Annotated in this window: 9 protein-coding genes; all 9 read left to right on the forward strand. The window is 52.3% G+C overall.

All coding sequences use genetic code 11. The features are described 5' to 3' along the window. The first annotated feature begins 483 nt into the window (after window positions 1-483). The 9 genes from F5984_RS15220 (at window position 484) to typA (ending at window position 12722) form a co-directional block, all read left to right on the forward strand. Complete coding sequence (locus F5984_RS15220) at window positions 484-1113, forward strand: TetR/AcrR family transcriptional regulator (RefSeq protein ID WP_152125117.1); 630 nt, start codon at window positions 484-486, stop codon at window positions 1111-1113. After that, window positions 1100-2776, forward strand: a complete 1677-nt coding sequence (locus F5984_RS15225; RefSeq protein WP_152125118.1) for a TolC family protein — start codon at window positions 1100-1102, stop codon at window positions 2774-2776. The genes F5984_RS15220 and F5984_RS15225 overlap by 14 nt, the downstream gene beginning before the upstream one ends. A gap of 59 nt (window positions 2777-2835) precedes the next feature. Continuing rightward, on the forward strand, window positions 2836-3963 hold the full coding sequence (locus F5984_RS15230) for an efflux RND transporter periplasmic adaptor subunit (RefSeq protein WP_152125119.1): 1128 nt from the start codon (window positions 2836-2838) through the stop codon (window positions 3961-3963). 118 nt (window positions 3964-4081) lie between these two features. After that, the gene (locus F5984_RS15235; RefSeq protein ID WP_152125120.1) at window positions 4082-7519 is read left to right on the forward strand and encodes an efflux RND transporter permease subunit; all 3438 of its coding nucleotides are present in this window, start codon (window positions 4082-4084) and stop codon (window positions 7517-7519) included. A gap of 186 nt (window positions 7520-7705) precedes the next feature. Continuing rightward, a complete protein-coding gene (locus F5984_RS15240) occupies window positions 7706-8986 on the forward strand; it encodes a metallophosphoesterase (protein ID WP_152125121.1) in 1281 nt (426 codons plus the stop codon). Window positions 8987-9078: 92 nt separating this feature from the next. After that, window positions 9079-9939: a dienelactone hydrolase family protein gene (locus tag F5984_RS15245; protein ID WP_152125122.1), complete on the forward strand. Its 861-nt coding sequence runs from the start codon at window positions 9079-9081 to the stop codon at window positions 9937-9939. A 99-nt stretch (window positions 9940-10038) separates the two neighbouring features. Next, complete coding sequence (locus F5984_RS15250) at window positions 10039-10359, forward strand: hypothetical protein (protein WP_152125123.1); 321 nt, start codon at window positions 10039-10041, stop codon at window positions 10357-10359. A 145-nt stretch (window positions 10360-10504) separates the two neighbouring features. Beyond that, window positions 10505-10714, forward strand: coding sequence for a hypothetical protein (locus F5984_RS15255; protein ID WP_152125124.1), 210 nt, complete (start codon window positions 10505-10507; stop codon window positions 10712-10714). A gap of 193 nt (window positions 10715-10907) precedes the next feature. Beyond that, window positions 10908-12722 carry a translational GTPase TypA gene (typA, locus tag F5984_RS15260; protein WP_152125125.1) on the forward strand — a complete coding sequence of 605 codons (1815 nt, stop codon included), beginning with the start codon at window positions 10908-10910 and terminating at the stop codon, window positions 12720-12722. Window positions 12723-12763: the final 41 nt, after the last annotated feature.

The following is a 12763-nucleotide window of genomic DNA, read 5'->3' on the forward strand; positions in this document are numbered from 1 at the left end:
AGAGCCGTTAAGCCCCGTGCTGCCGATGGTACTGGAGTCAGATCCGGGAGAGTAGGAAGCTGCCACCTCTAGTTATAGAAGCGAAGGGGGTGTTATCTCAGACGAGGTAGCACCCCCTTTCCGCGTTTATGGGCGTGGGTGCGGGGAGGTGTGTATGAGGGCAGGCGGGGTGGTCGGCCCTGGCCAGGCAGGTCATCGCCTGGTGCCCATAGCAGAACAATATTGGGTCAGCTAAAGCGTAGTTACTGCGAATTTCCCTTCTTCTTAACTTCTCCTGGTCCACTGCGCGTGACCAGTCCTTCGGACTACATTTAAGCCACTATCGTTACGAATCCTTTCTGCTTTACAGCCAATAAACCGTTTTATCCCATTAGGTAATTCGCCAGTTATCTAGATAAAGTTATAAAATCTGGTTAAAAAGTACCCCGGAAACTCTGAACTTATTGTGAGTTTCCGGGGTTTTTTGGTTGAAAGTCAGCTAAGATGAAAGAGAAGATTATTGAGGAGGCTGAACGCCTTTTTTGGAAGTACGGCGTACGCACTATAACGATGGATGATATAGCTCGTCGTTTAGCAATTTCAAAAAAGACGATCTATCAACATTTCATCGACAAAGAGGATATCGTTTTTCATGTGGTTAAGTACCATATTGAAAATGAGGTGGATGAAGTCTGTCAGCTTAATGCAGTTGCTGGAAACCCTATTGAAGAATTGATGTTGGTGTCGGATATGATGCGTCGGCATGCCGATGAGATTAATCCGAGCGTGATGTTGGACATTCAGCGCTATTACCCAAAAGCATGGGGGGTTTTTCTGGAATACAAGGAGAATCAGATCATTAAAGACATCATTTCGAACTTACAGCGGGGGGTTAACGAAGGGTTGTATCGGACCGATCTTGATCTGGAGACTATGGCTCGTTTACGTGTCGAACTTCTCCAGATTGGTTTCGATGAGCAAATCTTTCCGCATCACAAAGACATGTATGTGGTGCAGGACCAATTGCATCATCACTTTGTGCGGGGGATCCTGACATTGAAAGGCTTTGAAATATACAATAACCTGAAACAGACAAGTGAACGAGTACAACCTATAATTTATGAAAGCAAGTAGTACTATTTTTTCGGCTGTTCTGTGGTTGCTGGCAGGATGGTGGGGAGCGGTGGCAACTGCACAAACGCCAACGGGCTCGGCACCTACACAGCCCAGTGTAGGGCAGCAACCAACCGGAGCCGCGGCAAGCGGTCAGCAGCCGGGGGCACAACAACCGGCTGGGACAGGGGCAGTGATTGCTCAGCCTGGTGTCACACCGGGTACGGGCGTAGCGGTGCCTTCGCAACCCGGCGTATCGAATGCAGGAGGTGCCCCTTCGCTCAATGAGGCAAATGGGGCGGTTAATCTGCAGCCTACGGTGATTTCTACGTTTAATTCGGGCTTGGGCGCTGCTCCAACTGGGTTAACAGCTTCAGGGAAGCCTGGAACAGGTCGGCCGTTTACACTTCAAGAAGCGATCGACTTTGCAGTACGCCAGAACATCAACGTACGTAACAGTCAACTGGATGCGGTAAGCGCTGAGGCTCGGATCAAAGAAATTAAGTCATCGGCCTTGCCACAGGTGGCTGCGAGTGCTTCGTTGACAGATAACCTGATTATTCAACGGGCGTTTTTACCGGCAAATTTCTTTGACCCAAACGCTCCGGCTGATGCACCGGCTGTTCCGGTGCAGTTTGGGGTGAAATATTCGGGCAATGCCGCCCTGAGTTTGAATCAGGTGCTCTACAGCGCAACGCTGAACGTGGGTTTGCGGGCCGCTGCTACGTACCGGGAGCTGGCGCAGCGAAATCTGCAGGCATCGAAGGTGGTGGTAGCTGAGCAAGTGGCAAAAGCATACTACAGTGTGCTGGTGGCGCAAGAGCGAGCCAAGCTTCTCGATTATAACATTGGTCGGCTCGATACGCTGCTGAGTGAGACCCGTGCGCTGAACCAGCAAGGGTTTGTGGAGAAGCTCGATGTGAGCCGGTTGGAGGTGCAGTCTAATAACCTGAAGGCAGAGCGTCAGAACGTGGAAAACCTGATTGAGCTGAGTTACACCTTACTGAAGTTTCAGATGGGCCTGACGGTGAATGACGAGATCACGCTCTCGGAGCAGTTGCAGGACCGGGATGTGGCGGAGTTGCGGCAGTTAATAGCCCCAGACCCCACATTTCAGTACCGGAGCCGGATTGAGTATTCAACACTGGAGACGCAGGTGAAGTTGGCCCAACAGGATATTGAGGTTACACAAAAGGGCTATTACCCTACTGTGGCTGCATTTATCAACTACGGCTACAACAGTGGCCGCAATATGATCGCGCAAGTGGTGAACTCACCCTGGCTTAACTTCTCTACACTGGGCTTAAGTCTTCAGGTGCCTGTTTTCGACGGATTCCAGAAACGGTATCAAATAGCCCAGAAGCGCGTCACGTTGCAAAAGATTCAGAATAGCAGCGAGTTACTACGCAATTCGATTGACCTACAGATCCGGCAATCGAGTATTACGCTCAATAATGGTTTGCAGAGTCTACAGACGCAACAGCGTAACCGGGAACTGGCGCAGGAAATTGTTCGGGTAACGCGGATCAAGTACAAAGAGGGCGTTGGGTCGAGTATTGAGGTGTTGAATGCCGAAGCAGCCCTCCGCGAAGCACAAACCAACTATTTCGGTGCGTTGTACGATTTCTTCATTGCGAAGATTGACCAGGACAAAGCGTTGGGACGGTTGTACACGGGGCAATAAACGAGGTGAAAACAGAAGTTGGCAAGCCAATGGCTGCCCCAAACCATACACTGAAAAGCATGAAACCATACTACATTATGAGTGCGCTGGTGTTTACACTGGCGGCCTGTGGGGAGAAAAAAGACGACCTGCAAACCAAACGTGAGGAGCTGGCCAAGCTCAAATCGGAACAGGCAGACCTGAACACCCGGATTCGCGGGTTGGAGTCGGAATTGACTAAGCTGGACCCGAAAAAGAAGGAGGCTGTCCGGGTAAAAGAAGTGGTGGTGGAGCCAATTGCTGCTACAACTTTCCGGCGCTATGTTGAATTACAAGGCACGATTGATGCGAAAAACAACGTGCAGGTGTCGCCAAAATCGGGTGGAACCGTATTGGCTGTCAACGTTGTGGAGGGCTCGGCCGTGCGGGCGGGTCAAACGCTGGCCCGGCTCGACGATCAGGTACTGCGGACGTCGGTAGAGGAAGTGCGGACGCAGCTTTCGCTGGCTAATACAGTTTTTGAGAAGCAGGCAAACCTCTGGAAGCAGCAGATTGGGACCGAAATCCAGTACCTGCAAGCAAAGAATAACAAAGAGGCTCTGGAGCGCCGGTTGGCCACGTTACAATCGCAGCTGAGCCAGTCGAACGTGACGGCACCCATCTCAGGGGTGGTCGACAAAGTGTTTGCCAAAGTAGGCACTATGGGAGCGCCCGGTATGCCGATGTTTCAGATCGTGAATCTGTCACAGCTGAAAGTAGTGGCGAAGGTAGCCGATACGTATGCGGGTAGCGTGCGCAAGGGCGATGAGGTGATTGTTCGGTTCCCGGATGTGAATAAAGAGCTGCGGACGCGCATCAACTTCGTGTCGACAACGGTTGACCCGTTGAGCCGGACCTTCACCATTGAGGCTCCGCTGCCGTCGGATAACGCCCTCAAGCCGAACATGCTGGCACAGGTTAAAATCAACGATGTGAACAAGAGCAACGCCGTTGTGATCAACCAAAACCTGATTCAGAATACAGAAACCGGTCAATTGGTGTATGTGGCGGTGAATGAAGGCGGGAAAAAAGTGGCTAAGTCGCGCAAGATTACAACGGGACAGAGTTACGGTGGACAGATTGAGATTGTAGCGGGCCTGCAGCCGGGGGATCAGTTGGTGACCAAGGGCTATCAGGAATTGACGGACGGAACACCGATTAATTTTTAGAAAGTTTACAGTTTTCTGTTTACGGTTATCAGTTGGGTGAATACCGAGCTGTTGATACGATTTTATCGTGTGTCAGAAACAGGAAACCGTATGCTGGAAACTGTAAACACCTCCAGATATGAAAGCAGAACACATAAAAACCCTTGGTTTTACGAACTGGTGCGTAGAGAACCGAACGGCTATCTACATCTTCACCTTCATTGTTACACTGGGTGGTCTGCTGGTGTATAACAACTTGCCGAAGGAGCAATTTCCCGACATTAAAGTGCCGACGATCATTGTGACGACGGCTTACTTCGGGACGGCTCCGGCTGACATTGAGAACACCATCAATAAGCCCATTGAGAAACAGATCAAGTCGATTTCGGGTGTGAAACGCCTGAAATCGAATGCCTTGCAGGATTTTTCGCTCATTACGGTTGAATTTAACCCCGATGTGCAAACGGCGGAAGCTTTGCAACGGGTGCGCGATGCCATCGACAAAGCCCGGCGCGATTTGCCGCAGAAGCTCGACGACGGCCCTACGGCACAGGACGTGAACTTCTCGGAGTTTCCGATCATGAACATTAACCTGGCCGGTAACTTTTCGCTCAATCAGCTGAAAACGTACGCCGAGGACATGCAGGATGTGATCGAGGCAATGCCCGAAATCAGCCGGGTTGATATTGTCGGGGCTTTGAAACGCGAAATTCAGATCAATGTCGATCTGCCCCGAATGCAGTCGGCGGGCCTGGCCTTTTTTGATATTCAACAGGCCGTACAGGGCGAAAACGTGAATGTATCGGGTGGTGAACTCAACGTAGAGGGCGTTCGGCGGACGTTGCGCGTAAAAGGTGAATTTACCGATGTGCAAGCCCTGCAAAACCTGCAAATTCGCACGGCGACGGGCGCAACGGTTCGGCTGGGCGATGTGGCCGACGTGCGTGATTCGTTCGAAGAGCAACAGGATTTTGCCCGGTTGAGCGGTAAATCGGTGGTGACGCTGAACGTAATCAAGCGGGCAGGCGCCAACCTCATTGCGGCCTCTGACCGAATCGAGCAAACTATTGAGGAGTACAAAACGGAGCGGTTCCCACAGGGGCTGGATATTACCGTTACGGCCGATCAGTCGGAGCGGACCCGGGCCGAGCTACATGACCTGGTTAATACGGTTGTGCTTGGGTTTATCTTCGTCGTAATGGTATTGATGTTCTTCATGGGCATCCGCGACGCCATCTTCGTAGGTTTATCGGTACCGCTGTCGGCGCTGGTGGCTTTCGTATTGATGCCGATCATCGGGCCAGCCATTGGCACCGCGTTTACGCTGAACACCATTGTACTCTTTGCGTTTCTGCTGGGTTTGGGTCTGGTGGTCGACGATGCCATTGTGGTTATTGAGAACACCCACCGTCTGTTCAACCAGCACCGCGACTGGGATATTAAGCAGTCGGTAAAAGCCGCTGCGGGCGAGGTGTTTGTGCCGGTACTTTCGGGTACGCTCACGACGATTGCGCCCTTTTTCCCGCTGTTGTTCTGGCCGGGTATTGTGGGTGAGTTTATGAAATTTTTGCCCCTCACGCTCATTCTGACCCTGTTTGCCTCATTGTTTGTGGCTTATGTGATGAACCCCGTGTTTGCGGTATCGTTCATGAAACGGCACGACGAGCAGCATGGCGAAGATGCCGACACCAGCTTCGATACCATCAAGCGGCCGCTCATCATCATGACGGTTCTGGCCGGTATTGGCTACGTTATTGACCGGGGTATCGGTAATATGTTTGTGGCCTTTATCATCCTGTACGTATTCAATCACTATGTCCTGACGCCCCGAATCATTGTACCGTTTCAGGACAAATGGCTGCCCCGTTTGATGCGTGGCTACCGGAAACTGATTTCGTGGGTACTGGTGGGCTGGCGGCCGGTGGGTGCTATCCTGAGCATGTTTGTGCTCCTGATAGGTACGTTCGTTCTGCTGGGGATTGTACAGCCGAAGGTGATTTTCTTCCCGAGCGGTGAGCCCGACTATGTGTACGTGTATAACGTAATGCCCGTAGGTACCGATGCCCGCATCACCGACTCGGTGACTCGGGTTATTGAGCAGCGGGTGTTTAAGGTGCTGAAAGACGAGAAGGCCGAAGATATGGTCAACTCCGTGATTGCCAACGTGGGTAAAAACGCAGGTGACCCCTTCAACCCCGACCGAAATGCCACGCCCCAAAAGTCGAAAGTGACGGTCGCATTCGTGAAAAACGAAGACCGGGGTGGCCGCTCGTCAGAGGCTATTCTGAACAAGATTCGGGTGGCTGTACAGGGGATTCCGGGTACCGAAATTTCGGTTGAACGGGAAGCCAACGGACCACCAACGGGTAAGGCGATTTCAATTGAAATTGCGGGCGATGACTTTGGTCAACTGTCGGCTCTCGAAAAGCAGGTACGCACCGAAATTAGCCGGGCGGGCATCGAAGGCATCGATCAATTGAAGTCGGACCTGATTACCAACAAGCCCGAGATCATTATCAATATTGATAAAGAGAAGGCGCAGCGCGAGGGCATTTCGGCGCAGCAGGTAGCGTTTGCCATCCGAACGGCCCTGTTTGGTACCGAAATCTCGAAGTTCCGCGACGCCAAAGACGAGTACCCGATCATGGTTCGTCTGAAAGAAGACGACCGGAGTCAGATTGAGCGGCTGTTGAGCCTCAACGTGGTGTACCGCGACATGAACCTGGGCGGGCAGCTGCGGCAGGTGCCTTTGTCGGCGGTGGCCAATATCAATTACTCGACTACGTTTAACCAGATCAACCGTAAGAATCAGGAGCGTCTGGTAACGCTTAGCTCCGATGTAGTGCCGGGGGCCAACGCCAATCAGATCAACCAGCAGATTCAGCAGGTGATTAACCAGATGGAAATTCCGAACGGTTACTCCGTGAAGCTGGGCGGTGAGCAGGAAGATCAGCAGGAATCCGCCAACTTCCTCGTTATGGCGTTTGGGGTGGCTATTCTGCTTATTTACCTGATTCTGGCCACGCAGTTCAACTCGGTGGTGAAGCCGCTTATTATCTTCTTCACCATTCTGCTGTCGCTGATTGGGGTATTGCTTGGTTTTATGGCTACGGGCAAAACGTTCTCGGTGATTATGTCAGGCGTTGGTATCATTGCCCTGGCGGGTATTGTGGTGAAAAACGGTATCCTGCTTATTGAGTTTATCGATGAACTTCGGGGCCGGGGTATGCCACTGCGCGAAGCAATCATCGAAGGTGGGGCTACCCGACTCACGCCCGTATTGCTGACGGCCTCGGCCGCGGTACTGGGTCTGATTCCGCTGGCGCTCGGCCTTACGGTTGACTTTGTGACTCTCTTCCGCGACTTCAACCCCAATATCCTGATTGGTGGCGACAGTGCGGTGTTCTGGAATATTCTGGCCTGGACCATCATCTACGGTCTGACATTCTCGACTGTTCTGACGCTCGTAATTGTGCCCTGTATGTACTGGGTAAACGAGCGAATCCGGATGAAGTGGTTCGGGAAGAAGGACCCCGCGCTGGAGATGCAGAAAGAGGCATCGGTCGAAATGGCCTAAATGCCCTATAGCGGCAAGTAAACAATGGAGGTTGGTTTATTCAGCCTCCATTGTTTGGTTTTACGGGTGAGGGAACCGGCTACCTGAAACCGGGTCTGACAAAAACTTTAAACCGGTTGAACCGGTTAGCGTCCTGTACATGTGTATGTCCTGCGCTACCTGGCCGACTCGCAATAGCTCCCGAATATGAATCGTATCCTTTTTTTTCTGGTCATCAGTCTGGTCTTTCTGTTTATAGACTGGTACGTGTATCAGGCCATCCGCACCGTTAGCCGGAGCCTGTCTGATGAGGCTCAGCGCATCATCGCCCTCGCATACTGGGGCTTTTCGGCCCTGTCGGTGGGGGTGTTTCTGTTTATGCAGCTTTCTCCGCCCGATTACTTCGACCGGCATACCCGCACGTTTCTGTACGCGGGTGTCATGATTCCGTATTTCTCCAAAGTCATTGCGGTGCTCTTTATCTTTATCGACGACATCGCGCGGTTTTTCCGGTGGGTGGTTTCGCTCTTTTACCGGCCCGACGTGCGTGAGGCCGCCGACGATGTTACCCGCCCAACCATGCCCCAAACGGACGTAATCAGCCGGTCTGACTTTCTCATGAAAACGGCTCTGGTAGCCGGGGCCGTGCCCCTGGTGAGCCTCACGTGGGGTATCCTGTCGGGCGCGCACGACTACCGCATCCGGCGGGTGAAACTGGCCCTGAAAAACCTGCCTTCGGGGTTTGAGGGGATGCGTATCGCGCAGCTATCCGACATTCATTCAGGCTCGTTCTTCAATAAAACGGCCGTGAAAGGGGGCGTCGAGATGCTCCTGAGCGAAAAGCCCGATATGGTGTTCTTTACCGGTGATCTGGTCAACAATACCGCCAATGAAGTAGAAGACTACCTGCCCATTTTCAGGCAGGTAAAAGCCCCGTTGGGTGTGTACTCAACCCTGGGTAACCACGACTATGGCGACTACGTAGCCTGGCCTAGCCAACAGGCAAAACAGCAGAACCTGAACAATCTGAAAGAAGCCCACCGGCTGATGGGCTGGAATCTGCTGCTCGACGAAAACCGTATATTCACGCAGAACGGCGATAAGATTGCCCTGATTGGTATTGAAAACTGGGGTGCTGGCGACCGTTGGCCCAAATACGGGAATCTGGCCAAAGCCTATGCCGGTACCGAAGAGTATCCCGTAAAACTGCTCCTGTCGCACGACCCCAGCCACTGGGATGCGCAGGTACGGACTCAGTTTTCGGACATCGATGCCATGTTTGCCGGGCATACGCACGGGATGCAGTTTGGCGTTGAGATCGGCGATTTTAAGTGGAGTCCCTCGCAGTACGTGTACAAGCAGTGGGCGGGCCTTTACCGGCAGGGTGAGCAGCAGCTGTACGTAAATCGGGGCTTTGGGTATCTGGGTTATCCGGGGCGGGTGGGTATTCTGCCCGAGATCACGATCATCGAGCTTGTGAAAGCCTAAAACCCCTTTGTAGCCGGTTTGGTTTGGGATTTTGGGGGCTAACCTAACCGTTGGTGCGTATTTCGAGTTTATGTTGGAAACTATCGTTCTCTATGAAAATTGTTTTTATCTCACTCGTTTCACTGGTGTTCTCGCTGTTGACACCTACCGAAATAGAGCAAACAAACACAGCAAACATTCCGCTCTGCCACGGGGGGGCAACCGACATGGCTGATTTTGCCGGTGACCCCGCTTTCCGGGCGCAACACGCCGAGCCGCTGCCGTTCAACTACGTGAGTGCAGCCGGCGAAATGATTACCTTCAATGCACCCGATGGCAAGGCCGCTAACGGGTTCCTGCTCAAAGCCAAAAAGCCGTCGAACAAGTGGCTGTTTGTGTATCAGGAGTGGTGGGGTCTGAACGACTACATTAAGAAAGAGGCTGAGAAATTCCATGGTGACCTGTCAGACGTAAACGTACTGGCGGTCGATATGTACGATGGGGCCGTAGCTACCAAGCAGGAAGATGCCGCTAAACTGATGCAGGGTGCCGACAAAAACCGGCTGAACTCGATTATCAAAGGGGCTATTGCCTACGCCGGCCCTGAGGCCGAGATTGCCAGCGTAGGCTGGTGTTTTGGCGGAGGGCTGTCGTTGCAGTCGGCCATTCTGGAAGGAAAGCAGGCTAAAGGTTGTGTGATGTACTACGGCTTCCCCGAAATGGATGTGGAGAAACTCAAAACCCTCCAAACCGACGTATTGGGTCTGTTTGCGAGCAAAGACGGCTTTATTTCCCCCAAAGTAGTGGGGCAGTTTGAGGAGAACATGAAAAAAGCCGGTGAGAAAATCGAGGTGAAAATGTACGAGGCCGACCACGCCTTTGCGAATCCAAGCAACCCGAAATTCGACAAGGAGGCTACCGCAGATGCGTACAAGCGGGCTTTGACCTACCTGAAGAGCCGACTGAAGGCCTAATTCGAGCTTTTTTGCCCATTCAGTAAGAGCCCAACTAAACGTTGGGCTTTTTCGTTTGTCTAATAGGTGCATGATGAAAAACTAACGCACGTACAAGTCATGAAACTACTGAAAAGAGGCTCTTTGCTGATGGTTGCATTGCTGGCGACGTTGCTTACCAGTTGTGGGCCAACATACGTCAACACGCGAGCGGGCTATGGCCATCGGCCCGGCTATTATGAGCGCCCGTACTACGGGTATCGCCCTTACGGTCACTACCGCCGTCCGCCGGTTATTGTGCAGCAGCGGACGTATGTAGTACCTGCTCCGCGCTACAAATACAAGTCGAGCCCCGGCGCCCGTTACGGTAACCCCGGCAACGGGAATGCGTACGGGAATCGAAGCCGTGGCCCTCGGGGCGGTTCGCGTGGGCCGAGGTAATACATGAACCTGGTTTTGAAGCCTTATCCCACGGGGTAAGGCTTTTTTGTGCAGCAACGCCTGAGTCGGGCCGGTTGCTTGGGTTATGGTTCAGAATGCGCTAATTTCATCCCAAAATCGTTTAGTGTACAAAGAGACGTAGGGGATGAAAAAGAAGGTATTATTTCTGGTTGCCGTAGCTATGATGGTGCTCGCCGAGGCACCGGCCAGCGCGGCCGTAAGCCAGTCGGCTGAGACGACGGTATCCGCCAAGGAGGAAACGGTTTTCAAGCGGAAACGGAAAGGCTTTCGGAAGAAGAAAGGCTTTATGTGGGGGCTGTTCAAAAAGAACGACTGCGGTTGCCCGAAGCATTAACGAAAACCGCTATAACCTACCTGAAATATGGGCCTTTAGCTGTTAAAATGTGACGCTGAGCGGGTGGCTTAAAAGCCAAATTGAATAATAATAAGGCCAATCAAGCATCAGGGGCTTAATTGTCATTAATAAATTGTAAAAATCTGTTTTTCAGCGCAGAATTGCGTACCTTTGCGGCCAGAAAAACAGCGATATGCAGTCTATCCGAAATATTGCCATTATTGCCCACGTCGACCACGGCAAAACAACACTGGTCGACAAGATTATCCACGCATCGAAGCTCTTCCGCGAGAACCAGGAGTTTGGAGAACTGATTCTGGACAACAACGATCTGGAGCGCGAACGCGGCATTACCATTGTTTCCAAGAACGTGTCCGTCCGCTACAAGGACGTGAAAATTAATATCATCGACACGCCGGGTCACAGCGACTTCGGGGGTGAGGTGGAGCGCGTATTGAAGATGGCCGATGGCGTTTGCCTGCTGGTCGATGCGTTTGAGGGCGCCATGCCCCAAACCCGTTTTGTATTGGGTAAAGCCCTCTCGCTGGGTCTTAAGCCCATTGTGGTGATCAACAAGGTCGACAAAGAAAACTGCCGCCCCGACGAAGTACACGAGGAGGTGTTCGACCTGATGTTCAACCTCGGTGCTACCGAAGATCAGCTCGATTTCCCGACGGTATACGGTTCCTCAAAGCAGGGCTGGATGGGTCCTGACCCGAAAAAACCAACCGAAGATATTACGTATCTGCTCGATACAATTGTGGAGACTATTCCGGCTGCACCCGTTGTAGAAGGAACCCCGCAAATGCAGATAACGTCGCTTGATTATTCGGCGTTCGTAGGCCGTATCGCCATTGGGCGGGTTGTGCGTGGTACGCTCAAAGAAGGTGCCAACATGGCCCTGGCTAAAGCCGACGGGTCAATCAAGCGGGTTAAGATCAAAGAACTGCAATTGTTCGAAGGTCTGGGCAAGCAGAAAGTAGCCGAAGTAAACTGTGGCGACATTTGCGCCGTAACGGGCCTCGAAGATTTCGAAATTGGCGATACACTCACCGACCTCGAGAATCCTGAAGCCCTCGCCCGTATTTCGGTAGATGAGCCGACTATGAACATGTTGTTCACGATTAACAACTCGCCTTTCTTCGGTAAAGAGGGCAAGTTTGTGACGTCGCGGCACCTGCGGGATCGGTTGTTTAAAGAAACCGAGAAAAACCTCGCCCTGCGCGTACAGGAAACCGACCGTGAAGACCAGTTCCTGGTGTTTGGCCGGGGTATTCTGCACTTGTCGGTACTGATCGAAACGATGCGCCGGGAGGGCTACGAACTTCAGGTAGGTCAGCCACAGGTACTTTACAAAGAAGACGAGAATGGGCAGCGCCTTGAGCCCGTTGAGACACTGGTTGTTGATGTCCCTGAGACTACAGCTGGTAAGGTAATCGAACTGGCTACGCAGCGGAAAGGCGAACTGCTCATCATGGAGCCTAAAGGGGATCTGCAACACCTCGAGTTCGAGATTCCGTCGCGGGGTCTGATTGGTCTGCGCTCAAACGTACTTACCGCAACGTTTGGTGAGGCCGTGATGACGCACCGGTTCAAGAGTTTCGAGCCGTACAAAGGCGCCATTCCTGAGCGGATCAACGGTTCACTCATTGCCATGAACAGCGGTCCGGCTACGGCATACTCAATTGATAAGCTTCAGGATCGGGGTGTGTTCTTTGTCGATCCGGGCGAAGAGGTGTACACCGGTCAGGTAATTGGTGAGCACAACCGTCAGAACGACATTGTGGTAAACGTACAAACCGCCAAGAAGCTGACGAACATGCGGGCTTCGGGTTCGGACGATAACGTGAAGATTGCCCCCAAAATCAGCTTCTCACTCGAAGAGTGTCTGGAGTACATCCAGAAAGATGAGTATCTGGAGGTAACGCCCAAGTCGATGCGGATGCGTAAGATTTACCTCGACGAGAACGAGCGGAAGCGGAACCAGAGCAAGTTCGAAGTTGCTTAAGCAACCCAAACGAATCATATTTAGTGCAACAGAAAGCCCCA

This window comes from Rudanella paleaurantiibacter (assembly GCF_009184635.1).
GTDB classification, from domain to species: Bacteria; Bacteroidota; Bacteroidia; order Cytophagales; family Spirosomataceae; genus Rudanella; species Rudanella paleaurantiibacter.

Excerpts from the sequence above, each read along its gene's own strand:
- F5984_RS15245 (WP_152125122.1), top strand. The coding sequence starts at position 9,079 with ATGAAAATTGTTTTTATCTCACTCGTTTCACTGGTGTTCTCGCTGTTG.
- F5984_RS15235 (WP_152125120.1), top strand. The coding sequence starts at position 4,082 with ATGAAAGCAGAACACATAAAAACCCTTGGTTTTACGAACTGGTGCGTA.
- F5984_RS15255 (WP_152125124.1), top strand. The coding sequence starts at position 10,505 with ATGAAAAAGAAGGTATTATTTCTGGTTGCCGTAGCTATGATGGTGCTC.
- F5984_RS15230 (WP_152125119.1), top strand. The coding sequence starts at position 2,836 with ATGAAACCATACTACATTATGAGTGCGCTGGTGTTTACACTGGCGGCC.
- F5984_RS15240 (WP_152125121.1), top strand. The coding sequence starts at position 7,706 with ATGAATCGTATCCTTTTTTTTCTGGTCATCAGTCTGGTCTTTCTGTTT.
- typA (WP_152125125.1), top strand. The coding sequence starts at position 10,908 with ATGCAGTCTATCCGAAATATTGCCATTATTGCCCACGTCGACCACGGC.
- F5984_RS15225 (WP_152125118.1), top strand. The coding sequence starts at position 1,100 with ATGAAAGCAAGTAGTACTATTTTTTCGGCTGTTCTGTGGTTGCTGGCA.
- F5984_RS15220 (WP_152125117.1), top strand. The coding sequence starts at position 484 with ATGAAAGAGAAGATTATTGAGGAGGCTGAACGCCTTTTTTGGAAGTAC.
- F5984_RS15250 (WP_152125123.1), top strand. The coding sequence starts at position 10,039 with ATGAAACTACTGAAAAGAGGCTCTTTGCTGATGGTTGCATTGCTGGCG.